18 protein-coding genes and 1 pseudogene are annotated in these 25,943 nt (G+C 48.6%); 12 read left to right on the forward strand and 7 right to left on the reverse strand.

What is annotated here, in order from left to right; translation table 11 throughout:
• Nucleotides 1-20: 20 nt before the first annotated feature.
• From L6466_RS12025 to xyl3A, 5 genes are all read left to right on the forward strand, one after another.
• Entirely contained in the window at nucleotides 21-1,889 is a 1,869-nt protein-coding gene (locus tag L6466_RS12025) for a TonB-dependent receptor plug domain-containing protein (protein ID WP_237802725.1), read from the forward strand.
• Between the two features lie 31 nt (nucleotides 1,890-1,920).
• Complete coding sequence (locus L6466_RS12030) at nucleotides 1,921-2,430, forward strand: ECF transporter S component (protein WP_237802724.1); 510 nt, start codon at nucleotides 1,921-1,923, stop codon at nucleotides 2,428-2,430.
• Nucleotides 2,431-2,636: 206 nt separating this feature from the next.
• The gene (locus tag L6466_RS12035) at nucleotides 2,637-3,668 is read left to right on the forward strand and encodes a hypothetical protein (RefSeq protein WP_237794675.1); all 1,032 of its coding nucleotides are present in this window, start codon (nucleotides 2,637-2,639) and stop codon (nucleotides 3,666-3,668) included.
• Nucleotides 3,669-3,794: 126 nt separating this feature from the next.
• A complete protein-coding gene (locus L6466_RS12040) occupies nucleotides 3,795-4,289 on the forward strand; it encodes a hypothetical protein (protein WP_237802722.1) in 495 nt (164 codons plus the stop codon).
• Between the two features lie 185 nt (nucleotides 4,290-4,474).
• Complete coding sequence (xyl3A, locus tag L6466_RS12045; RefSeq protein ID WP_237802721.1) at nucleotides 4,475-7,069, forward strand: xylan 1,4-beta-xylosidase; 2,595 nt, start codon at nucleotides 4,475-4,477, stop codon at nucleotides 7,067-7,069.
• A gap of 44 nt (nucleotides 7,070-7,113) precedes the next feature.
• On the opposite strand, the gene pflA is transcribed toward xyl3A, so the two are convergent.
• Both pflA and pflB read right to left on the reverse strand, forming a co-directional pair.
• Nucleotides 7,114-7,851, reverse strand: coding sequence for a pyruvate formate-lyase-activating protein (gene pflA / locus L6466_RS12050; RefSeq protein ID WP_237802720.1), 738 nt, complete (start codon nucleotides 7,849-7,851; stop codon nucleotides 7,114-7,116).
• Nucleotides 7,851-10,097: a formate C-acetyltransferase gene (gene pflB, locus L6466_RS12055; RefSeq protein WP_237802719.1), complete on the reverse strand. Its 2,247-nt coding sequence runs from the start codon at nucleotides 10,095-10,097 to the stop codon at nucleotides 7,851-7,853. Before pflB ends, pflA begins: the two co-directional genes overlap by 1 nt.
• Nucleotides 10,098-10,345: 248 nt before the next feature.
• Between pflB and L6466_RS12060 the strand changes: the two genes are divergently transcribed.
• The 6 genes and pseudogenes from L6466_RS12060 (at nucleotide 10,346) to L6466_RS12080 (ending at nucleotide 19,192) form a co-directional block, all read left to right on the forward strand.
• Entirely contained in the window at nucleotides 10,346-14,251 is a 3,906-nt protein-coding gene (locus L6466_RS12060; RefSeq protein ID WP_237802718.1) for a glycoside hydrolase family 9 protein, read from the forward strand.
• 16 nt (nucleotides 14,252-14,267) lie between these two features.
• Nucleotides 14,268-15,452, forward strand: a complete 1,185-nt coding sequence (locus L6466_RS12065) for an esterase (RefSeq protein WP_237802717.1) — start codon at nucleotides 14,268-14,270, stop codon at nucleotides 15,450-15,452.
• Between the two features lie 9 nt (nucleotides 15,453-15,461).
• Nucleotides 15,462-16,067 (forward strand): nitroreductase family protein, encoded by a 606-nt coding sequence (locus tag L6466_RS12070; protein ID WP_091814629.1) that lies wholly within the window; start codon nucleotides 15,462-15,464, stop codon nucleotides 16,065-16,067.
• Between the two features lie 10 nt (nucleotides 16,068-16,077).
• Nucleotides 16,078-17,067: a glycoside hydrolase family 43 protein gene (locus L6466_RS12075; protein WP_373277367.1), complete on the forward strand. Its 990-nt coding sequence runs from the start codon at nucleotides 16,078-16,080 to the stop codon at nucleotides 17,065-17,067.
• A gap of 154 nt (nucleotides 17,068-17,221) precedes the next feature.
• Nucleotides 17,222-18,040 (forward strand): annotated as a pseudogene (locus L6466_RS14365) (glycoside hydrolase family 43 protein); the annotation flags it as partial.
• 66 nt (nucleotides 18,041-18,106) lie between these two features.
• A complete protein-coding gene (locus tag L6466_RS12080; protein ID WP_237803582.1) occupies nucleotides 18,107-19,192 on the forward strand; it encodes a glycoside hydrolase family 43 protein in 1,086 nt (361 codons plus the stop codon).
• A gap of 57 nt (nucleotides 19,193-19,249) precedes the next feature.
• Here L6466_RS12080 and L6466_RS12085 read toward each other — a convergent pair whose 3' ends face one another.
• Complete coding sequence (locus L6466_RS12085) at nucleotides 19,250-20,056, reverse strand: alpha/beta hydrolase (protein WP_237802716.1); 807 nt, start codon at nucleotides 20,054-20,056, stop codon at nucleotides 19,250-19,252.
• Between the two features lie 129 nt (nucleotides 20,057-20,185).
• On the opposite strand from L6466_RS12085, the gene L6466_RS12090 reads away from it, so the two are divergent.
• Nucleotides 20,186-21,004: a DUF4380 domain-containing protein gene (locus tag L6466_RS12090; RefSeq protein ID WP_237802715.1), complete on the forward strand. Its 819-nt coding sequence runs from the start codon at nucleotides 20,186-20,188 to the stop codon at nucleotides 21,002-21,004.
• A 69-nt stretch (nucleotides 21,005-21,073) separates the two neighbouring features.
• Here L6466_RS12090 and L6466_RS12095 read toward each other — a convergent pair whose 3' ends face one another.
• The 4 genes from L6466_RS12095 to porN form a co-directional block, all read right to left on the reverse strand.
• Entirely contained in the window at nucleotides 21,074-21,841 is a 768-nt protein-coding gene (locus tag L6466_RS12095; protein WP_237802714.1) for a hypothetical protein, read from the reverse strand.
• Between the two features lie 128 nt (nucleotides 21,842-21,969).
• Nucleotides 21,970-24,264: a replication restart helicase PriA gene (gene priA, locus L6466_RS12100; protein ID WP_371836481.1), complete on the reverse strand. Its 2,295-nt coding sequence runs from the start codon at nucleotides 24,262-24,264 to the stop codon at nucleotides 21,970-21,972.
• Nucleotides 24,234-24,875, reverse strand: coding sequence for an outer membrane beta-barrel protein (locus L6466_RS12105; RefSeq protein ID WP_091814644.1), 642 nt, complete (start codon nucleotides 24,873-24,875; stop codon nucleotides 24,234-24,236). The genes priA and L6466_RS12105 overlap by 31 nt, the downstream gene beginning before the upstream one ends.
• A gap of 11 nt (nucleotides 24,876-24,886) precedes the next feature.
• On the reverse strand, nucleotides 24,887-25,930 hold the full coding sequence (gene porN / locus L6466_RS12110; RefSeq protein WP_237802713.1) for a type IX secretion system ring subunit PorN/GldN: 1,044 nt from the start codon (nucleotides 25,928-25,930) through the stop codon (nucleotides 24,887-24,889).
• Nucleotides 25,931-25,943 lie beyond the last annotated feature (13 nt).

Below are 25,943 nucleotides of genomic sequence, written 5' to 3' on the forward strand. Positions count from 1 at the left end.
TTGAAAGAAACCAAGAAACAATGAAAAGATTACTGACTCTACTCATCGCTACATCTGCCTGCACAATGATGTCGGCAGAAGTGGCAGACTCATTATCATTAAAAGAAGTTGTCGTCACTGGCACAAGGAGTGCCACAGATATCCGTCATCTGCCTATGACGGTGACTGTTATCGGGCGTGACCAACTGACGGCAGAGCACCAGCCGAGCATCCTGCCAACGGTGATGCGAGAAGTGCCAGGACTGTTCGTAACCAGTCGCAGTATGATGGGTTACGGCGTTTCGACGGGAGCTGCAGGCGGTATTAACTTGCGTGGCATCTCAGGTGGTGCAGGACAACTGTTGGTGCTCATTGACGGTCATCCGCAGTATCAGGGCATCTACGGCCATCCCATCTCCGACAGCTATCAGACGTTGATGGCCGAACGTGTGGAGGTGCTTCGCGGCCCGGCGAGTGTGCTCTATGGTAGCAATGCCATGGGGGGCGTGATGAACATCGTCACTCGTCAGGCCAGGCAGAATGGTGTGAACACCAATATCCAACTGGGCGCAGGCAGTTACGGCACCATTCAGGCTGAAGCCTCTAACCAAGTGCGCAGCGGGAAGTTCAGCAGCACCGTATCGGCACAATACAACCGCACGGACAATCACCGTCCTCGCATGGGTTTCGAACAGTACGGTGGCTACCTAAAACTGGGCTACGACCTCAGTGACCACTGGAATGCCTACGTTGATGGCAACGTGACACACTTCAATGCCAGTTATCCGGGTGCAACCGACAAGCCCATGTATGATGCCGACCAGTGGATTACACGTGGTGTTGTTTCGGCGGCTTTGGAAAACCATTACGGCAATACCAGTGGCGCCCTTTCTGTCTATTCGAATTTCGGACGTCATAAGATTGACGATGGTACCACAGACCCAGCCACTCGTACGCAGCGTTATTTCCGTTCGAAGGATGCGCTTACGGGGGTGTCGCTCTATCAGAGTATCCAGTTGTTTGAGGGCAACCGCGTGACAGCAGGAGTAGATTATATGCATATCTACGGCAATGCCTACTACACATCGAAAGCCACTGGCGAAACCCTCGACACGCCCAATAAGCAGAGTGGAAAATCGTATCGCAACGAGATTGCGGGTTATGTCGATTTCCGTCAGGATCTGCTCTCATGGCTCACCATCGACGCTGGTATCCGTCTTGACCATCACTCCATTACGGGTTCTGAATGGGTGCCACAGGCAGGTGTCGTTATTCGACCTGTTGAGGCTGGCGAGATCAAGGCGATGGCTAGTAAGGGCTTCCGCAATCCGACAATGCGCGAGATGTATCTCTATCCCCCTTCGAACACAGACTTGGAACCAGAGCGTTTATGGAACTATGAACTGTCGTGGAAACATCGTCTGAGTAGCCTTACATACGGTGCAAACCTCTATTATATTAAGGGCGACAACATGATTCAGACACAACCGGTCAACGGTAAACCCCGCAATGTGAATACGGGTGAGATAGAGAACTGGGGCTTCGAATTGGAGGCCGCCTATCATGTGAACAGCCACTGGAGTTTGAACGCCAACGGTGCCTATCTGCACATGAAGAGCAAGGTGCTTGCTGCGCCTGAACTGACAGCTTATGCTGGTACAAACTATCGCTGCGGCAAATGGCTTGCCACCCTCGGTCTGCAGTATATCAACAATCTCTATACCGCCGTGGGCAATAATGAGAAAAAAGAAAGTTTCGCCCTGCTCGATGCCAGCATCACCTACGCTGCCACGCGCAACATCAGCCTCTGGGCACGCGGAGAGAACCTGCTGGCACAGAAGTATGAAATCAACGCAGGCTATCCCATGCCTCGCGCCACTTTCATGGGAGGCGTCAGCGTGAACTTTTAATATTTAATGTTTAATCTTTAATGTTAGAAATATGGAAGCTACAACAGTAAGACTTTACACACTAAATTATGACGAGACAAAGACCTATATGTGGGCGGCCATCTTCGTAGTCTGCAACCTGGTTTTGCCTCAAGTATTCCATCTCATCCCCCAGGGCGGCATCATCTTCTCGCCCCTCTCGCTGGTAATTCTGGCAGGGGCGTATAAATTCGGATGGAAAACGGGGCTCCTGGCTGCTCTGCTTTCGCCGACAGTCAACCACCTCATCACCGGTATGCCCGCTATGGAGATCCTGCCTGTGATGACCATGAAACTTGCAGTCCTCGCTCTCGTAGCAGGATTGGCCGCACAGCGTTTTAAGACCGTCAACCTGCCTCTGCTCATTGGCGTAGTACTTGTAACGAAAGCCATCGAGTGCGTAGGTGAACTTGCTCTCACTGGTGGCATCACAGCCACCATTGCCGATTTCACTATCGGATGGCCAGGACTACTTCTTCAAGTTTTTGGCACCTTGCTTATCTTGAAGTATATCCGCAAATAGAACGAGTCCGAATGCGTCGGACTGCCAGTACGTCGGCGTCGGACTGTGAATACGACAACGTCGGACTGCATGAAACTCGTATCGTACACTTTTCAAAAAGTCTCATAAAAGAGTTTGCAAACACTTTGCAAACTCTTTTCTATTGCGTAATCACGTTTTTTTCTTTATCTTTGTACGCAAAATACTAAAACGTTTCAACCCTAAACATGAAGCAATTATTTTTGATGATGATAACAGTGCTGTTGATATCAGGTTGCAGTTCACGCTGTGACGAGCAACAGGCATTCTCTCTCCAAGGCGCTTGGATGCTGCAACAGGTTTGTACGCCCGAAGGACACATCATTCATTATATGCCAAACGACCAGACACGACTGCGAATATACCAAGGCGACAGCGCAATGTTTGAATGCAAGCTGATACAGACCGAACAGGCACTGGTAGTAGAACCACAAAACAAAAGCAGCGTGACACTTTTTGACAAAGGCAGCGACGAATATCTCTATATGGAAGGCGATGACCAGAGACCCATAACAGTGGTCAACGACTCCGTTATCACCATCCAACAAATAGGCAGGATATTCACCTGGCAACGTGCCGATAGCATTGGTGAGGAATGGGGCGAAGAGATACGTGCCATCATCGACCGGCATATGGAATACGAAAGACCCTTCGATGCTCCCCACAGTTATGTGCTATCCGCCAAAGAGCGAGAACAGGCAAATGTTATCCATCTATTAGAATACGCTACAATAGGTTGTCTCATCGTGCTATTATCTATAGCCCATATCGCACAAGTAAATCGTAAGGCAAAGAAACGGCTGCAACAGCAACTCCAACAGATTCAGGAGATACATGAAGAACTGCCTCAGCCCGTCAAGCAGGCTATCGAGAATATTGAATCTGCATATTTCTCTTCAGACGAATACTATACGCTGCAACATCGTATCACTTCTGGTCAGCGACTGAAAGAAGAGGAATGGTATGAGATAGAGGCTCAACTCAAGAAAATCTACCCAGGCTTCAGCAGTCAGCTGAGGAACCTCCACGTCATGTCTGAACTGGAGTATCAGACATGTCTGCTTATTAAACTGCGTATTGCTCCAACAGACATTGCAACGATATTAAGCCGTGACACAAGTACCATCAGTACCGTACGCAGCCGACTCTACAAAAAGGTGTTTGACAAGAAAGGCGGAGCCCGCGAATGGGATGAATTCATCATGAGTATTGGTGCATAAGGAGTTTGCAAACTGTTTGCATGTGAAATGCAAAATAGATGCAAACTCAAAAACTTGGAACGACAAGAAAAACGCCTTACCTTTGCAGCGTGGATTCACATAAGTCTAACCAATAGAACAAAACGTATGAAGAAAATTATCTTTTTGATGGCAGTAGTACTTATGAGTACGCTGCAAGCCAATGCCCAAAAACCTAAAATCGCCGACAAGGAACTCCATGGCACATGGACACTAGAATGGATGCAGTATGATGGAGAGAAGAAGATAACGTGCGGAAAAGGCACCAGCTACACCTCCTTTAAATACTATGGAGCCGACGGGGAATATGCCTGCGCAGAAATTGCGCTGTCAAATGACGGTAAGATCAAGGTCTTACCCCATGAGTACGGAACCTATTCCTATAAGGACGGCTGGTATATTGAAATGGGGCGTAAGCCTGCCCGCAATGATATTCTCGTGATGAAGGACAACACCCACTTTCACGGTCGTTGGATGAACCGTACAGAGGCTTGGAAGAAAACGCCCCTGTCACAAAAAGTAGTGAAGTATATCCTAGACTGCTGTAAAAGTCTGAACACTCCCACTGATGTCCAGCAGGAAATCAAGAAACAACTATTTTAATCATCATCATAAGTAAAGAGAGTTATTATTAACTCACAAACCAAGTAGTATTTTCATCTGGGTTCGCAGCGATGCGAGCCCAGATGTTTTTTCTGCTTATTTCCATGGAAACATGTTGGTGGTTTGCAAATAATATTGTATCTTTGCAAACGATTATTCTCAACCCGTTTACTAAAACAAAATCTATGAATAGGAAGCAACTACTTAGCACTCTGCTAACAATCTTTCTGACACTACCGCTATCGGCTCAGTCCCAGTCACTCCCCTATCAGAACCCACAACTGAAGGCAGAACAGCGTGCCGATGACCTGCTAAAACGACTCTCATTAGAAGAGAAAGTACAACTGATGATGGATGTATCACCAGCCATCGACCGTCTGCAGATTCCGCAGTTTCAATGGTGGAACGAGGCATTGCATGGCGTAGGACGCAATGGTTACGCCACCGTCTTTCCCATTACAATGGCGATGGCTGCTTCATGGGACGATGCCTTGCTTCATCGTGTCTTCACAGCCGTAAGCGACGAGGCTCGCGTCAAAGCGCGCCAGGCAAAAGAATCAGGGCATATCCGCCGCTATCAGAGTCTGTCTTTCTGGACGCCCAACATCAATATCTTCCGCGATCCACGCTGGGGCCGTGGCCAGGAGACCTATGGCGAAGATCCCTTCCTCACATCAAAGATGGGATTGGCCGTAGTACGTGGCCTGCAGGGCATGACCTATGATGGAAAATGGATTGGACAATATAAGAAGCTGCTGGCCTGCGCCAAGCACTTCGCCGTGCATAGCGGTCCGGAGTGGAACCGTCATACCTTCAATATAGAAGACCTACCAGAGCGTGACCTTTGGGAGACCTATCTGCCAGCCTTTAAGGCATTGGTTCAAGAAGGTGAGGTAGCAGAGGTGATGTGTGCCTACCAACGTATCGACGGCCAACCCTGTTGCAGTCAGACACGCTATGAGCAACAAATCCTGCGCGACGAATGGGGATTCAAAGGACTGATTACCAGCGATTGTGGGGCCATACGCGACTTCCTGCCCCGCTGGCATAATACAGCCAAGGATAGCGAGGAAGCCTCAGCCCAGGCCGTACTTGCCGGTACGGATGTTGAGTGCGGCTCAGAATACAAGAACCTGCCTGAAGCCGTACGTCGTGGTGACATCAAGGAGTCCGACCTTGACCGCTCATTGCGCCGTCTGCTCATCGCCCGTTTTGAGGTAGGCGATTTCGATGATGACAAACTGGTAGAGTGGACAAAGATACCATCTTCCTCGGTTGCATCTAAAGAGCACAAGCAACTCGCCCTTGACATGGCCAGGAAAAGTATCGTACTGCTGAAGAACAATGGCGTCTTACCATTATCCAAGACATCCGGCATTCTCGTCATGGGACCTAATGCCAACGACTCCGTGATGCAATGGGGCAACTATTCCGGATACCCCACCAAGACCATCACCGCCCTTGAAGGTATTCGTCAGCAGCTTGGCAGCATACCCTATATCCCAGGCTGCGACCTGACCCGCAACGAGAGCGTTGAAAGCCGCTTTGCAGAAATCAAAGCGCCCCTGGGCAATCAGGGCATGCAGGTGACATATTATAATAATACCGACATGAGTGGTAGGCCCGTCACCACCGTCACCCTGACAGAACCCATCAAACTAAGCAATGGTGGTAACACCGTCTTTGCGCCCGGTGTCAACCTGGAGAATTTCTCAGCCCGTCTTGACGGTACTTTTATTCCTACTCGCGACGAGACTCTTATCTTCAATATCAGCGGTGACGACAAGATTCGCCTGCTGGTCAACGGTGACACCATTGTCGATATATGGAAGGTTCGTCACCGAATTCAGAACGGCCAGAAAGAAATGGCCGTTAAAGCTGGTCAGCACTACCGCATACAAATAGACTATGTACAGGAATCAGGCTATGGTGCATTGAACTTCGACATTCAACACAAATCCACACCTACGCCGCAGGAGCTCCTGGCACAGGTGGGCGATGCCGAAACTATTATCTTCATTGGTGGCATTTCACCCCGTTTGGAAGGCGAGGAGATGCGTGTCAGCGAACCAGGTTTCCGTGGTGGCGACCGTACCAGTATCGAACTGCCACAGGCGCAACGCGACGTGCTTCGCTGGCTACACGAGGCAGGAAAGAAAGTTATCTTCGTGAACTGCTCTGGCGGTGCTGTCGCCATGGTCCCAGAATTGGAGACCTGCGATGCCATCCTGCAGTGGTGGTATGCCGGCGAACAAGGAGGAACGGCACTGGCTGATGTCCTGACTGGACGCTACAACCCAAGCGGCAAACTGCCCGTCACATTCTATAAGAGTACCGACGATTTGCCCGATTTCCTGGACTACACAATGAAGAATCGCACTTACCGTTACTTCACCGGCGAACCTTTGTTCCCCTTTGGTCATGGGCTGAGCTATACCACATTTGCTTTTTCAAAGCCCGGCGTCAAGGTGAACGACAAATCTGTAACTGTCACCACCAAAGTGAAGAACACAGGCAAACTGGATGGTACAGAGACAGTACAAATCTATTTCCGTCGTACTGCCGATACCGAAGGACCACAGAAGACTCTCTGCGGCTATCAGCAAGTAAACCTGAAGGCTGGTGAAACCCGTACTGTCACCATCACCCTACCCCGTAAAAACCTTGAATCATGGGATGCGAAGAGCAATACCATGCACTTCATACCCGGTCAGTATCAGCTGATGATAGGTTCATCAAGTGCCGACACCAACTTGTTAAAGATTAACACAAAACTATAAAAACAAAACATCTACAAGATGGCAAGAGGCTAACAAGGCATTAACTAAGGCACGAGAATAGACTCTGCGTGTTTTACTTGTTCAGCAGTAGGGGCAGAAACTTCGGTAAGCGTATATGGAATACCAAGTTTCTGCCATTTAAATATACCTAAAGTATGATACGGCAGCACCTCAACACGCTTAACATTTTGTAGTGTGTTAATAAACTGACGCAGGCGCACCAACTGCTCTTCGTCGGTAGTGATGCCAGGCACCAATACATGACGTATCCATACGGGTTTAGCAATGTCCGACAGATAGCGGGCACAATCCAGGATATTCTCGTTGTCGTGACCTGTGAGCCAACGGTGCTTCTCACCGTCAATGTGTTTGATGTCGAGCAGCACCAGGTCGGTACTTTGCATCAGTCGCTCGAACTTACCGAAGAAAGGTTCTTCGCGGGTAAAAGGTTGGGCTGCAGTATCCAGGCAGGTATTGATGCCACGACGATGAGCCTCCTCGAACAGTTCAATCAGGAAATCTATCTGCAGCAAAGCCTCACCACCGCTCACGGTAATACCGCCATCGGGGCCCCAGTAGCTGCGATAGCGCTCTGCCTTGTTCAGCAGCTCATCAACGGTAGCTGTTGTGCCGCAGGCATCTGAACCAAGTTTCCATGTGTCAGGGTTGTGACAGTAGCGACAGCGCATCCGACACCCCTGCAGGAAAATCAGAAACCGAATCCCTGGCCCATCAACAGAGCCAAAGGATTCGGTAGAGTGTATATAGCCTGTACTACTCATTACAGACTCTCGTGAGATTGACGTGCAATAACATCCTCCTGCTGCTCGCGAGTCAGGTCGATGAACTTCACAGCGTAACCAGATACACGGATGGTGAAGTTAGCGTACTCGGGCTTCTCAGGATGCTCCATGGCATCGCGCAGCTTATCTACACCAAACACGTTCACATTCAGGTGGTGAGCACCACGGCTGAAGTAACCGTCCATCACGCGAACCAGCGTGTTAGCGCGCTCCTCGTCGTTCTGGCCCAGGGTATTGGGGCTGATGGTCTGAGTATTAGAGATACCGTCGAGGGCATACTCGTAAGGCAGCTTTGCTACTGAGTTCAGCGAAGCCAGCAGACCGTTCTTCTCGGCACCATAGCTTGGGTTAGCACCAGGTGACAGAGGAGTACCGGCACGACGACCATCGGGCAGGTTACCTGTGTACTTACCATATACCACGTTAGAGGTGATGGTAAGGATAGAGCAGGTTGGAGTAGCGTTACGATAGGTAGCGTGCTTGCGGATCTTCTTCACGAAGGTCTTGAGCAGCCATACAGCAATCTCATCGGCGCGGTCGTCATCGTTACCATAGCGTGGGAAGTCACCCTCGGCTACATAGTCAACGTTGAAGCCCTCTTCGTCGCGGATCATCTTAACCTTTGCATATTTAACGGCAGAGATAGAGTCAACTACGTGTGAGAAACCTGCGATACCGGTAGCGAATGTACGACGTACGTTGGTGTCGATGAGGGCCATCTCGGCAGCCTCATAGAAGTACTTGTCGTGCATGTAGTGAATCAGGTTCAGGGTGTTCACATAGACACCTGCCAACCAGTCCATAGCCTGATCGAAGCGGGGCGCCAGTTCCTCCCATGTGAGATACTCATCCTTAATGGGACGGAAGCCGGGAGCTACCTGTTCGCGGGTCTTGGCGTCAACACCACCGTTACATGCATACAGGAAACACTTAGCCAGGTTGGCGCGTGCTCCGAAGAACTGCATCTCCTTACCGGTCTGTGTAGCACTTACACAGCAGCAGATGCTATAATCGTCGCCCCATACAGGACGCATCACCTCGTCGTTCTCGTACTGGATAGAACTGGTCTTAACCGAGATCATCGCAGCATACTTCTTGAAGTTCTCGGTCAAACGTGGAGAATAAAGTACGGTGAGGTTTGGCTCGGGTGAAGGACCCATGTTCTCCAGGGTGTGCAGGAAACGGTAGTCGTTCTTGGTCACCATGTGGCGTCCGTCCATACCCATACCACCTACCTCGAGAGTAGCCCATACAGGGTCGCCAGAGAAAAGTTCATTATATGAAGGGATACGTGCGAACTTCACCATGCGGAACTTCATCACCAGGTGGTCGATGAGCTCCTGTGCCTCGCTCTCGGTCAGTGTACCCTCTTCCATATCACGCTGGATATAGATGTCGAGGAAGGTTGACACACGTCCTACAGACATGGCAGCACCGTTCTGAGTCTTGATAGCAGCCAGGTAGCCGAAGTACAGCCACTGAACAGCCTCGCGTGCGTTATTAGCAGGCTGAGAGATATCGAAACCGTAAATCTGAGCCATAGCCTTCATCTCCTTCAGGGCTTTAATCTGCATAGAAATCTCCTCACGCTGACGGATGACATCATCACTCATCACACCGGCTCCGCAGTTACGCTTATCGGCCTCCTTCTCAGCGATGATGAAGTCGATACCATACAGAGCTACGCGACGGTAGTCACCGACGATACGGCCACGGCCATAAGTGTCGGGCAGACCAGTAAGAATATGGTTATGACGTACGTGCTTCATCTCCTCGGTGTAAGCATCAAACACGCCATCATTATGAGTCTTGCAATACTTGGTGAAAATCTCGTGCAGCTTTTCTGATGGTTTGTAGCCGTAGTTTGTACAAGCCTGCTCAGCCATCTTAATGCCACCAAAAGGCATGAAGGCACGCTTCAGGGGTTTATCGGTCTGCAGACCAACTACCTTCTCCAGGTCTTTCTTACTCTCATCAATGTAGCCAGGGCCATAGGCCGTCATGCTTGAGACGATCTCGGTCTCCATGTCGAGCACACCACCCTTGGCACGCTCTTCCTTCTGCAGTTCCTGCAAACGTCCCCACAACAAGTTGGTGGCATCTGTAGGCTCAGCCAGAAATGACTCATCGCCTTCGTAAGCTGTGTAGTTGTTCTGAATAAAATCTCTAAGATTAACTTCTTCTGTCCATTTGGTTCCTTTAAAACCACGCCATTCGTTACGCATATAAAAAGGGATATAAATATATAAAAATTAGAAATTGGGTGCAAAGGTAACACTTTTTATTGGATTATCATGGTAAAATATCAGAAAAAATGACACACGACCTATTTGATTGATTTATTTAAAGAGTACATAGGAATCTATACTGTTAAAAAACGCTATTCCTTATATAAATCATACAAACAAACAATAAGATATTACAGAATATTTGTAAATTTGCAAACTAAACTATAAAGATTGGCTTAACAACAATGAAAAAAATCGTTTTACTAACTGTCCTCGCGGTTCTCATAATACTACCGGCAAAGACACGGGGGCAGATACGTTATAACCAGGTGGGCTGCTATCCGCAGCAAGAAAAATTCATTGTTGTAGAGGATACAGCCTCCATACACAAATTAAAAATCAAAACACCTAAGGGGAAAACGCTGAAACCTGCAAGTATTCGGAAAGCTGTATCACCCCTTTCGGGGAAGACCCGCTATGTTGTCAATCTTGGTGAACTGACAGCCATTGGTAATTATCAGATTAGCATCGGCAAAGAAAGATGCAGCATCCGGGTATCGGACCATCCTTATCATGATATTGCCAAATCATCCTTACGCCTGTTCTATCTTATACGTTCTGGGATACCCATCGAACAGGGCGGCATTTACAAACGTCCCCTAGGACACCCCGACACATTGGTACTTATTCACCCATCAGCTGCCACCGACAAACGTCCTGCCGGCACCGTAATCAGTTCTCCCTATGGTTGGTATGATGCGGGTGATTACAACAAATATGTTGTCAACTCCGCTTTCAGCATCGGACTGATGTTTGCTGCATACGAACAACAGTCAACCTACTTCACCAATTTAAATACGGAGATTCCTGAGAGTCATAATCAAACACCCGACCTGCTTAACGAAATGATGTTCAACCTGCGTTGGTTGCAGACCATGCAGGACCCAGACGATGGCGGTGTATATCACAAGCTGACGACCCCCAATTTCGAAGGTTTCATTATGCCCACAGCATGTAGGCAACCACGCTACGTGGTGGCCAAGAGCATAACTGCCACCCTCGACTTTGCCGCAGTAATGGCGGACGCCGCGCGTCTTTTTGACCCTTACCAACAAGATTATCCGGGTTTCACAGAGCAAGCCACCATCATGGCAGAACGAGCCTATCAATGGGCGAAGCAACACCCTACAGCACTATATCGTCAGGACCAGTTACACCATCCGGAAATCACCACAGGGACTTATGCCGATTTCAATTCACGTGATGAGCTGTTCTGGGCAGCGTCTGCCCTCTATCGACTAACCCACAAGCAGATGTATTTTGAAGATGCACAGCAAAACCAGCCTCAACGGTTCAACACACCATCATGGGGAAATGTTTCCGCACTCGGTGCATTCGAATGGCTTTCAGCAAAAGCATCACCTCTATACGACGATATGCTTCATCAACTCATGGACTATTGCAAGAATGCCATCAGAGATGTTGAGAAATCTTCGTTTCAGTCGCCTTTTGGTAACAACGCCCGTGACTTTGGATGGGGCTGTCTGGCAGAACGCTGTTGCTGTCAGGCCATGGCATTGCTCTATGCCGACAAGATACAAGGTACTTCTAAATATCGCACCTTCGCACTTCAGAATGCCGACTACCTATTGGGACGCAACGCAACTGGTTACTGTTACGTCACCGGCTTTGGTGACAAAAGTCCGATGCACCCCCATCACCGTATCAGTTCGGCCGACGGCATAGAAATGCCCTTCCCAGGCATGCTGGTTGGTGGTCCGAACCCTGGACAACAGGACAAAAAAGACATGCACAATACCGTCTATCTGTCAAATATCCCTGATGAATCGTATATCGACAACGAGGAATCGTATGCCTCTAACGAGATTGCCATCAACTGGAACGCCTCCCTCGCAGCTTTCCTCTGTTGGCTTGATGCCTTATCGGAGATGTCTGCCACACCGCATGATAATGGCATACAACTGGATAAGAATCACTTGTTGCTCGACGCCTCGCTCAGTGATAGTGAGGTAGCCAACCGTCCATTCATGTTCAATAACTTCCATAAGATGTTAAAGAGTCTCTCGGATACCACTACACTATATATTAAGCATGGTGTCTATTGGATAGACAATCCCGATATTCCAGAAGTAGTGCATGGCGAGAATGGACGCGAACCATTTGGCTGTGTTATCAGGGGTAAGATACTGCATCTCATCGGGCTCGATACCGATGCACGAAATATTGTGCTAGCTTCTGCTCGCGGACAGACACAGGGAGCTGTAGGCAATTTCACCATGTTTGATATTCATTGCGACTCGCTTTGGGTAGAAAACCTCACAATGGGTAATTTCTGTAATGTTGACCTTGATTACCCTTTGAACCCCACGCTCGCACGTAAAAAACGCAGCGATGCCATCACACAGGCACATGTTGGCTATGTACATGGCAAGTGGCTCATGGCTCGCAACGTGCGCTTCATCAGTCGACTGAACCTGAACCCGCTGAACGGTGCTGAGCACTCTTACTACGAGAACTGTCATTTCGAATGTACCGACGACGCCATGAACGGTACCGCCGTGTATCGTCACTGCAGCATTGACCTCTACGGACAGAAGCCCTTCTGGAGCACTTTCAACAAGGGAGCAATGTTTGTAGATTGCGACTTCAACGTGAAAACAAACAATCGCGAGATGTATTTCTGCAAACAGGGCGGGCCTTTGACACTTATTGACTGCAGATACCATGCTCCTTCAGACAGCATCTATATCGGTTGGACAGCCTACCCACAACCCTGGCTTCGCTGCTACCAGCATCATTTCACGCTTAATGGGAAGCCTTACATCATCGGCAACCGTCAAAGAAAGAATACGCTATCACCTTCTTTTCTCAATAACACACTGAGAGAAGCCCCCTATTTAGCTATCAACAAACATGAAAGCACGCTTCAAACCGGTCACGACACGCTGCGGTTATCCTGCAACGAAATAGTTTCCTGGCGGATAGAGGAAGGTTTTGAAAAATACGTCGTAATGAAACACATTGATGCAGAAACAATCGAGTTAATCCCTATCAATAGCACTGACGAGACTATCAGTTGTTGCGTTATCGCCACCTCAACCGATGGACGGGAAGCCGCTTGTTATCTGACTATCAAACCCTCTCAACTGCCACCACCAACAGTACGAAACCCACGCCTCACTATGACTCAAGACAGAGCTGTGCTAACCTATTTTCTGAATACGAAAGAAGCGGCTGACGACTCCCGCATCATCTGGTATAGAGATAGCATTCCCGTGGCAACAACCAATACCGGTTCAAATGGCATCTACCTACTTCAAGAGGCCGATAAAGGACACACGTTGAGAGCTGTACTATTTCCAAAACAGAAACGAAGCGACTATGGCGCACCTATTGAGTGTCAAGTCAAAGTGCGACATACGTCCAGACAAGACAGCCTTGACACAGATTTCAGTCAGCTGTATTGCGACTGGCAACCAGTTATAGCCGAAGGACTATGGACCGTTGACGGCCACAAACCTATCGACACATCTGACTATGACTGGTCCTTTAATTCCATGAAACCGATGTGGGAATATGGCGAGGGATTCAACGGTGCCATAGGAAAAGGTCTTTTGCAAGCACAACGAGGTGCTCGCCTGATGTACACAGCAGCAAACAGACGCTATGATAACATGTCACTGACACTAACCGTTGACCCAACCAAGACTGCCGGTCAGGGGTTCGGTTCTGCCACTGGACAGTATATGGATGTCTGCCTGAAATTTGACACGAAGACATTGACTGGCTATGGTCTGCGCATCATCCGCACCGTGAAACACGCCAAGGCAGTGGACTTCCTCCTGGTTGAATACAAAGACGGACAGGTTACTCCTCTGACCGAGGCCATCAGCTCCACTTGTTACCGCACAGGATGTACCATTAGCCTCAACTACTCCTACGGGTTATTAAGAGCCCATGTAGAAACAAAGACACCCAAACCTGCCGACTCCTCCCTACCCCATCAGGTTGACCTGCAGTCACACGTGACAAGCAATCCCTTTGGGGGCATCCACATCCAGCATACCGGTTCCTGCGGTGAAAGTACCACTATGCTGCATCACCTCCACGCTACATGGAAACGTTTATAACCAAACAAAAACATATATGAAACGAACAACAGTATTAATCATCAGCTGTCTCATGATAATGAGCAGCATGGCACAACAACAATTAGGCCGTCGGCCTAACGTGAAATCGCCCGTCATCCACCAAGACGGCTCGGTGACTTTCAACTTCTTTGATCCTACTGCCACAAAGGTCAGCGTCACCGGTGATTTCGATGAACTCACCAGCAAGCGACTCGACATGACGAAACAAGAAAATGGTGTATGGACTGTGACAACGGATCCGCTGACACCCGAGCTATACTCCTACAGTTTCACCGTTGACGGTCAACGTATTGTAGATCCTGCCAACAGCTACGTGAACCGCGACATCAACACACTGAGCAATATCTTTATTGTATCCAAGAGCAACGAGGACAAAGGACATACCTATGCCGTAAATAACGTGCCTCACGGCACCCTGTCTCGCGTATGGTACGACAGTCCCACACTTGGTCAGCAGCGACGCATGACAGTCTACCTGCCAGCTGCCTACGACGGAAAGAAGCGTTTCCCCGTAATGTACCTGCTTCACGGATGGGGTGGCGACGAGACAGCATGGGGCGACCTGGGGCGTGCCTCGCAGATTATGGATAACCTCATTGCCGAAGGAAAATGTGTGCCGATGATTGTTGTGATGCCTAATGGCAACCCCACCTGTGATGCGGCTCCTGGCTGGTGGCACGAGGGAATGTACGTGCCCGATGGCAACGCCTTCCAAAATCGTCCTGCCAAAGCATCAATGGAAGAGAGTTTTATGGATATCGTCCGTGCTATTGACAGTCGTTATAAGACCATTGCCAAACGCTCTGGCCGTGCCGTTACAGGTTTGTCAATGGGGGGCGGCCACACCTTTGGAATCTCACGTCTTTATCCAGAAGAATTCGATTACTACGGTTTACAGTCAGCTGCTACAATGATGGCTCTTGGTGGATGGCTGAACAGTCAGGCTCCAAAACCCAATGCCGAATATGACGCACAGATGGCACGTCTTTTCAACTCAAAACCCAAGCTATACTGGATTGGCATTGGCAAAGACGACTTTCTGATGCAACAGAATACCGACCTGCGCAAATATCTCGACTCTAAGGGTTACCCTTATGAATACTACGAGAACGACGGTGGTCACATTTGGCGCAACTGGCGCATCTACCTAACGATATTCGCACAAAAGATTTTCAAATAAACAAGAAATATGAGAAAAGAAATATTATTGACAGCCTTTGCTGCATTGCTGATGCAACCACTCGTTGCACAAGAGAAGAAATCACCATCATTTGATGAAGTATTAACCACCCGTCGCAGCATTCGTAGTTATGATGCCACAAAGAAAATCTCCGAACAGGAGGTGCGCACGCTGATGGAGGCCGTACAAGAGGCTCCTTCGTGGGCCAATCAGCAGCCTTCTAAATACTACGTGGCGATGACACCCGAAAAACTCGCTGCTGTGCAGGAGCTCATCGGTGGCAACAAACGTAATGTGCAGGGAGCACCCGTACTCATCGTATCCACCTTCGAACGTGGCAAGAGTGGTTTTTTCCAGGGCAATCCTGCCAATGAGGTAGGCGACGGCTGGGGTGCCTACGACAACGGTCTCTCTAACTGTTATCTCATCATGCAGGCTCGCGCCATGGGTTTCGACACGCTCATCATGGGTATGCGCGATGCCAACAAGCTCCGCTCTCTTTTTAACATCCCGGAAAACGAGGCTATCATGGCCGTCATCGCCCTTGGTTATCGCAAGAATCAACCCGTACTGCCCCGTCATAAGCAGTTGGACGATGTCGTGAAATTCTATTAAATAAGCTATTATGAGAAGAACTCTCTTTATCAGCCTGTTTGCAACCATTTGTCTTCTGGCGGTATCTGCACAGCGCAACATTCGCATTCGAAAAAATATCCCACTGGATTCGATACGTCTGAGCGACCCGGCTATCTTGGCCGACCAGAAAACAAAGATGTACTATATGACGGGTACGGGTGGCATGATGTGGCGCTCCAGCGATCTGAAGCTATGGGAAGGACCATTCCGTGTGACGGAATTTGAGGCCAACTCATGGATGGGACCGCGCCCAATGATATGGGCAGCCGAGTTGCATCAGACGGGCGATGGCTGGTATTACTACTTTGCTACATTTACAAACCAAGAAGTAAAAATTGATACGGTGCGCGGTAATGTCATTGAACGACGTGCCTCGCAGGTACTCCGTGCAGATAATCCCATGGGACCCTATCGTACCTTTGGTGATGCTACCTATCTGCCAGCCAATCGTCCTACGCTCGACGGCACCTACTGGAAGGATAGCGACGGCAAGCCCTATATGATATTCTGTGGTGAGTGGCTGCAGAACTGGAACGGCACGATGGAAAAGATAGAACTGAAGTCCGACCTCAGTGGTACCATAGGCGAGCCGAAGGTGCTCTTCCGTGCCAGCGATTCCCCCTGGAGCAGGGAGAAGAACGACAAAGGCGAAATAACATGGAACAAAGTGACCGATGGACCTTATCTCTTCCGTACCGCCACAGGCCGACTCGGCATGGTTTGGACCTCATGGGTCTATGATGTCTATACACAGGGAGTAGCCTACAGCGAAAGCGGTACCCTCGACGGTCCTTGGATTCAGGAGCCCAATCCCATCACGCCTCCAGGCTTTGGGCATTCCATGCTCTTCCAGCGCTTCGACGGTCAGTGGATGATGTCAGTACACCACCATTCCAAGGACGACCGCGGTCGCACCGTGCGCATTCCCCATCTCTTCAATGTAGATCTAAGCGGTGACAAACTCATAATAAAACCATAAGACATAGAATATGAAACGAATTCTCTTTTTAGTATTTGCATCATTATTCCTTGCAGGACATACATCGGCTGCTAAGCCAAAGAAGGTGCTTACAGAAAAGGATATGGGCGCCTATCTCTTCACCTACTTTAGTGACCCCACCCATGGTCTGTTCATGGCTATCAGCTACGATGGCTATACGTTTACCGCAGTAAATAATGCCGAACCAATTATCTCTGGCGACTCGATTGCCCAGCAACATGGCATCCGCGATCCACATATCTATCGCGCACCAAACGGTAAATTCTATATCGCCATGACCGACTTGCATATCTTTGGCAAACAGAAAGGTATCCGCACCACACAATGGGAGCGTCCCGAGGCATACGGCTGGGGCAACAATCGTGGACTGGTACTGATGGCCAGCGATGATTTGATACATTGGACTCACCATGTAGCTCGTATAGATAAACTATTCCCTGAGAGATTCGGCGAGATAGCCTGTGCCTGGGCACCGCAGACTATTTGGGACGCTGCCGTGGGTAAACCGATGGTCTATTTCACCATCCGTCAGAAGGCTGGCGGTCGCACAAAACTCTATTACAGTTATGCTAACGAGGACTTTACGACCCTCGAGACCGAGCCTCAGTTGCTCTTTGAATACCCCGACACAACGATTCAGGTGCTCGATGCCGATATCTGTCCAATGCCCGACGGTCGCTACTTCATGACCTACGTATCACAGGAGAATCCTGGTGGCATCAAATATATGATATCCGACAAGATTAATCATTTCGACGACTACCATGCTGAGCAGATTGATACAGAGCGCACGGGTTGTGAGGCACCTAACGTATGGAAACGAATCGGTGAGAACAAATGGGTTGTGATGTATGATATCTATTCCATCCGTCCTAACAACTTTGGATTTGTAGAGACCTCCGACTTCAAGACATTTACGCCGTTGGGCCACTTTGGCGATGGAAAGATGAAGATGACCAACTTCGTGTCGCCCAAGCACGGCTCTGTCATTCATATCACCAAGGCCGAGGCCAAGCGTCTGGAACAGTATTGGAACAACCAACAGGTACGCAAGCAACAAAAGACGATCCGTCCTGGTGAGCTGTGGCGCGACGATACGGGACGCCACATCAACGCCCATGGCGGTGGTGTGATGAAGTATGGCGACACCTACTATTGGTTTGGCGAGCATAAGAGCGAACGTACCAGCGATGCACTGGTAGGTGTGATGTGCTATGCTTCGAAGGACCTGGTGAACTGGCGCAACTGCGGTGTGGCTCTCAGCGTGAGCGATGAACGTGGCCACGATATTGAGCGCGGTTGTATCCTGGAGCGTCCCAAGGTCATCTATAACTCTGTGACGAAGAAGTTCTGCATGTGGTTTCACCTCGAGCTGAAGGGTCGTGGCTATGATGCGGCCCGCTATGGTGTGGCCGTGGCCGACCGCCCCGAAGGTCCCTATAAGTTCCTGTATTCACAGCGTGCCGATGCCGGTACCTGGCCTGTGGAGTTCAAAGCACAGGATATCACTACTGCCGACACTCTGAACGAAGACAACTTCAAGGAATGGTGGACGCCCATCTGGCGCAAGGCCGTTAATCAGGGGCTCATCCTGAAGCGCGACTTCGCCACTGGCCAGATGTCACGCGACATGACTCTTTATATCGACGATGATGGTAAGGCATACCATATCTTCTCATCGGAGGAGAACCTCACACTCCATATAGCCGAGTTGACCGACGACTATCTGCACCACACCGGCCGCTATACCCGCGTAGCTCCTGGCGGACAGAACGAGGCACCTGCCATCTTTAAGCACAATGGCACCTACTGGATGATTACCTCAGGCTGTACCGGATGGGCACCTAACGAGGCTCGCATGTTCTCGGCTCCCAGCATCTGGGGCCCATGGACACAGCATCCAAACCCCTGTCGCGGTCCGAAGGCCGATAAGACTTTCGAAGGACAGAGTACCTATGTGCTCACGCTCGATAATGGCCGTCATATCTTCATGGCCGACATCTGGCGTCCTCGCCATCCCATTGATGCCCGTTACATCTGGCTGCCCATTGAGTTTGAGAACGGCAAGCCCGTTGTCCGCTGGCAGAATGAGTGGAAACTCTAAGCATTTACGATAAAAAAGAAATCCCGAAAAGCAGATTGCCTTTCGGGATTTTCTGATTTATCGTGCATCCAGCCATTTACCAAGAGTGGCTAGCATCTCGTCGTGATATTTGAACCAGTTGCCGAAACCGTAGCCATGGCCACCGTTGGGATAGATCATCATGGCGCACTCATTGCCAGCTTCCTTCATGGCCTTATAGTACTCAAGTCCGTTGGTCACCGGTGGCACCAGGTTGTCGTCGGTCGACATGATGATAATGGCGGGAGGTGTCTCACCCTTCTTCACAGCATTCTGTGTTGAGAAATCGCGCACCAGAGCAGAGTCTTTTTGTCCCTCTTCTCCTAAGAAATTCTTGCACGACCACTTATGACTCACATTCTCGTCCATCGAGATAACGGGATAAAACAGGATGGTGAAGTTAGGACGTACCTCCTTGGGGGAGTGTGTCGAGATGACCGATGACAAATGGCCGCCGGCAGAGAATCCCATGATGCCCACTTTCTCTGGATTGATACCCCAAACCTGTGCAGAGTCTCTCACAATGCGGAAACCTTTTTCCACATCTCCCACAGGAATGGTACGGTCGCCATTAGGCAATCGATAATTTACTACGAAATAGGCAATACCTTGCTCGTTGAGCCATTCATGAGCCAGGGTGCCCTCGTGTGTATTCGACAACATAGAATAACCGCCACCAGGAATACCTACGATAGCTTTTCCATTAGATTTCTCTGGCAGGAAACATACCATCTGTGCCTTCCCATCGTCCGTTAGGTTGAGTGTAAACTGGCGGGCTGTTTTGCCATGTGCTGTTGATACCGTCAGGAGTGTCAACGTCAAAAGTAAGAATGCTTTTTTCATCATAATATGCGTTAATTATTTAATAGTTAATGGTTCGCGACTGCAAAAATAAAAAATATTTTTCAATTATCAATTGTAAATTATCAATTATTTCATACCTTTGCGGCGTATAACTAAAAAAGACCATAAAAGATGAAACAAATTCTATTAACTATTTTATGCGTATGCACAGTCTTCACGGCATCGGCTCAGGAGAACAACGACAAAGTATTCACCCTTAAGAATGGTGATGTCACAATGACTGTCAACATCACAAAAGGCGGCAAGATTCTTTCTCTGAAGTATAAGGACCAGGAAGTTATCTCACAGTCGCGTTTTCCCGAATCCTTCGGCAGTACATTCTGGACTTCACCACAAAAGGAATGGAACTGGCCACCAGTACCCGAATTCGATAAACAGACCTATTCCGTCAACACAGAAGAAGAGAATCATCTCTTTATCACAAGTCCTGTGTCTCAGCGCCTGGGCCTCAGCGTGGGCAAAGACTTTCAGGTGGATAAAAAAGACGGCGCCATAGTTATCACATATTCCATTAAGAACGAAGGCACGGAGCCCCGTCGTGTAGCCCCTTGGGAGATTACACGCGTATCCAATGGCGACGGACAGATTGGCTTTGAAGCCCCCATTGACAGTATCTGGCCTGCAGGTCTCATGACCTTTGAGCAGAAAAACGGTGTAGCATGGTACAAAACTGATGAGGCACCTCAGAACAGGAAAGTAAATGCCAATGGCACTGGTTTGCTGTCATACACCGCTAACGGGCTGACACTGACCAAGAAATTCCAAGACCTGAAACCTGGCGAGGCAGCACCCGGTGAGGCTGAAATCCAGATCTACGTAAACCGCGGAAAGACCTATATCGAGTTGGAGAGTCAGGGTGCCTATACACTGCTTCAGCCTGGTGAACAACTCCACTGGCCTGTACGTTGGTATCTCACACAAGTGAAATAAAAAAAATAAGCAGATATAAAGAAAGAAGTCTGGATGCCTCCAGACTTCTTTCTTTATGATGTAAATGACTTATTTCGCATGGAAAGTCTTCCCCCAGACAAGAACAGCATTGGATGGAGCATCAAAGAGACCCACTTTACCAACAAGAACTGTTGCATCAACGGCCAACACATCTGACTCATGAGCTTGGGCAATACTGTCACAAATATGAGTAATAGCCCTTGTATTAGCCTGTGTATCAGGAAGGTGTCTCGTGATATACCCTCCAAGTGCCGTCTCAAACGGAGATTTAAGAGATTTGCTACCAATCAGCTTAGCAAGTGTTTGGAACCTTTCTTTATACACTTCATTGCCAAGAGAGTCCTTCATCGCTGCCAAAGCCGCAAAAGCCTCATCCTTGTTAGAAGTATAGTAATAGGTAACATATGCCGTTGTAAGCGCTTTTCCCAACTCATAGGTAGCAATCGTATCTTTTTCATCTACCTTTCCAGGTTCAGCAGTAGCTGTAGTACGGACGAGTCCAAGTTTCAGATAGGGGAACTGAACAGTATTCTCATACTGTTTTCTTACAGTCTCACATTCAGCTTTCATCTCTGCGTCTTTAGGATTCTTGAGCATTTCATAATAGGAAGCATCTGCACCGATAGCATGTTTGAATGCAGCCTCGACAGTTTTAACCTCACTGTATTGTTCTGAATTAAAAAACGCTTCAGCTACTACTACATCGTACTTGTAGGTAGCAGGATAACTGGTGTCATCATCACCACATGCGGTAAACACTGTTGCTGTCATTACGCAGCAGAGGACGGCTGCAAACGTCATCAGAATCTTTTTCATAAAAGGGAAAAAATTAAATGATTAATGGTTTTATGAACTATTATTTGTTATCGACTGCAAAGTTACAAAAAAATAGTGAAACGAAGTCTCACTTACAGAAAAAACAATCAAAAAAAAGAAAAAACATACTATAACGGGTCTACATCATAGTAAATCTGAAGGGAACCATAGCGTTTATCTTGCAACATCTGTTGTTGTGCCAACAGAAGGTATTGACGCACACGTGGCATATCAATACCGTTTTCGAGTTTTATCACCAATTTACGAATACTCAAGGTTTTTACGCGAGCCACGGCAGGCTTGTCAGGACCAAGTACACGGTCGCCAAACCATTGGCGCAAGCGGGAACCTAATTCAATGCCGGCAGTATTCACCACATCATCCTTACTATGCTTCAGATAAACATAGATAAGACGATAATACGGGGGATAATGAAACAGTTGTCGTTCTTCCAACAGCTCGCGCGAGAACTGCTCGAAATCATTACGTACGACCTGTTGGATGACAGGCAATTCGGGATTCTTTGTCTGCAGGATAACAAGTCCCTGCCGCCCCTTACGACCTGCACGTCCACTGACCTGAGCCATCATCATAAAAGCATGTTCAAAGGCACGGAAATCGGGCTGATTGAGCATTCTGTCGGCATCCAATATACCAACAACACTGACCTTATCAAAATCCAGTCCTTTACTAATCATCTGGGTGCCAATAAGCAAATTGGTACGACCTGCGGAGAAGTCTGTAATCAGACGTTCGTAGGCATTACGGGTACGAGTAGTGTCAAGGTCCATACGGGCCACACGCGCCTCAGGGAAGATGTCACGAATCTGATCCTCTATCTTCTCCGTACCATAACCCCGTCCCTGTAAGTCCTTACCGCCACAGGCGGGGCACTCCGTAGGCACCTGATAGGTAAAACCACAGTAGTGGCATGAGAGTTGGTTCATGTTACGGTGGAGCGTCAGACTAACATCACAATGCTGGCAGCGAGGCACCCAGCCGCACTGTTTACATTCAATCATCGGAGCCCAGCCACGACGGTTTTGAAAAAGGATGACCTGTTCACCACGTTCCAAAGCTTGTCGCACACTGCTCAGCAAGACTGGTGAGAATGGTCCACGCATCATTTTCCTTCGCTGCAAATCACGCGTATCCACCACCTGGATTTCCGGCAACTGAATACCCTGATAGCGTTCCGTCAACGACACATAACCATATTTTCCCGTCTGTGAGTTAAAATATGACTCCATTGATGGTGTAGCCGTACCAAGCAGAGTTTTTGCTCCCAACATAATCGCCGCACTGCGTGCATGATAACGAGGCATAGGATCCTGCTGTTTATAAGAGGTCTCATGTTCTTCATCTACAATGACAAGACCCAATCGTTGGAAAGGAAGGAATACGGCACTGCGGGCACCCAGGATTACATCATAAGGATTCTGCGAAAGTTGCTTCTGCCATATCTCCACACGTTCGGCATCACTGTACTTAGAATGATAGATACCCAAGCGATTACCGAACACACGCTGCAGGCGCTGCATCATCTGCACTGTGAGGGCAATCTCAGGCATAAGGAAAAGCACCTGACGATGTTGATCCAGCTCACGCTGTATAAGATGGATGTAAATCTCTGTCTTACCACTGGAGGTGACGCCATGCAACAAAGTGACCTGCTTTTTCATAAACGACAACAGAATCTGATTATAGGCATCCTGTTGGGCATGACTCAAAGGCTTAATATGTTCTGGATGAGGAGTTCCTCCCTGATTCAATCGTCCCACCTCAACCTCATAGGTCTCCAGCATACCACGCTTCACCAACTGGTTTATCGTAGGAAGCGTGGACTCTGAAGCATTCATCAGTTCCTCACGGGTAATCTCCACCACCGGCTCACGACACACATTACCCTCGATACTATCCCAATGCGACAAGGAAAGATAGGCAATAAAAGCATCACGTTGCTTAGCAGCACGTGCCAACATATTCAGTGCGGCATGCAACGTAGGTTCATTCTGATAGTTAGCGGTGAGTCGGATAAAAGTCTCCGTACGTGGTTTATAACCTTCTTCTGCCTTCAAGCCTGCTGGGAGAGCAGCCTTATAGACCTCACCTATAGGTGACATATAATAAGAGGATATCCACTGCCAGAAATCCAGCTGACCGGTCAGGAGAATAGGAAGAGTGTCAATGACAACAGAAATGGGCTTCACCTCATAGCCCTGCGGTTTATCATCATGCAGACGAGCTATGACGCCCACATAGTTCTTACTACGTCCAAAAGGCACGATAACGCGTATCCCCGTGGCTACGCGTCCTTGTGCCTCCTGCGGGACGGCATAAGTAAAATAGCCATCGAGCGGCACAGGCAATATGACATCCGCATACTGATTCATCAGAATATATAGGTGGCCGACAACATCCATGAGTTGGCGGTCGTATTCGTATTATTCAAAGCAGAGGAAGCCTCATTGGCAGCCTTACTGACCTTGTTCCATGTAAAATCTCCAGTCTTACCTATCGGGATACTATAATAGACAATAGCCTCCAGATGCTGCCCTATTGAAAGACCAACGCCAAAGTCTATTGCCAGTTTGGTGTCTTGCAAGAGGAACTGCTTTGCATTCTTATTCACATCCTCCCAATAGAACTTTGAAGGACCTACATTAAATGACAATTGAGGACCTGCCGTAAGGAACACACCGCCAAAATCCATAATACTGGCACCATAACGGACATGGGCAGGAATCAGTATAGACTTCTGTTGAACGGACTCTCCCTCAACCCTCAGCGTACGCTCATTATAAAGACCAGAGATATCAATTGCCAGTCCAGGCAAGGCAGTAGATATCACAAAGGTAGGCCCAACAAAGAAACCGGCACGATTGGATTTGTCAAACACATCATCATTAAACTCCATACTGACCACCTCAAGACCACCTTTCACGCCAAACGCTACGCCTTGAGCCGACAAAGGCATGACCATCAGCCATGCCATAACTATCGGGAGTGCTATCTGGAATAACCTCTTTATCATATAGACAGACCTTAATGACGCTGTCGCCGCACAGAGACGCGGGGAGCAGAAGAGCTACTACTCGAAGCGGATGACGTACTCTTGCTCTTCGCCGTTCTCGTACGCTCACGCTTTTGTTGCTTAGCCTTTTCCTTCAGCGCCTTAGGGTCGTTGACTGCTATACTATCCAAAGAATCGCGCTTGGCCTTGTCGCCAAAGATATTATTGCGGAAAGCCTCCAATTCGGCCTCAATGCGCTTCTGCTCAGCCGAATACTTAGTAGAGTCCTCACCGGCAATCTGGGCCAGCGTCTTACCCAACATATTTGTCGTCTTATAGATCTTTCCCTTGTAACGGTTCAAAGTAAAGTAATCGTCCAAGTTCATCGTGGCCGCATTATTCTTGTCACTAATCATCACTGACTGACGACTCAAATATGGCTCCACTTCTGAATACTTCACCCAGAACAAAGGCAACTTCATAGCGTCACCACCAAAGTCATCCTCACGCATCATGACAGGACATAGAGCAAGGGGTTTGATGTGGAAAGAAGAATTAGCCTGGTCGTAATAGGCACTCTCCTTCAAATAGTAAGCCTTTACTTCTGAAGAGGGGATATCACTGTTTTCCACCTGGAGCTTACCATTCTTCTCCTCATAGAAAATATGATAGTTGTCCAGGATAGTCTTGATGTCAACCTTGGCTGAAGCCTCCAATACCTCATTGCCATCCAGGTTGTACTCATAGACAGGGATATATCCGTTCAGCGCCAACTTGAAAATATAGGTGAAGAGATTCATCTGCTTCCCGACAGGCTCCACAGGATAGTAGAGACCCGAATTCATCTCATCCTCAAGATTAATCTCCCGATAGATGTCACGACGCCATACTACATCCTCTGGCATATCAAACGCCGTGGGATACTGAATCTGCATACGGCGGGTCATACCCTGCGTATTATTCTGCTGCTTTTGTTGGGTAGCATTAGCATTCTGCTGAGTGCGACTCTTTTTTGGCTGGGCAGTCACTGTACCTGCAGCCAGCATTATCATCAAAAAGAACAATAGTCTCTTCATAATTATCTGTTTT

This window comes from Prevotella communis, from assembly GCF_022024175.1.
GTDB classification, from domain to species: Bacteria; Bacteroidota; Bacteroidia; order Bacteroidales; family Bacteroidaceae; genus Prevotella; species Prevotella communis.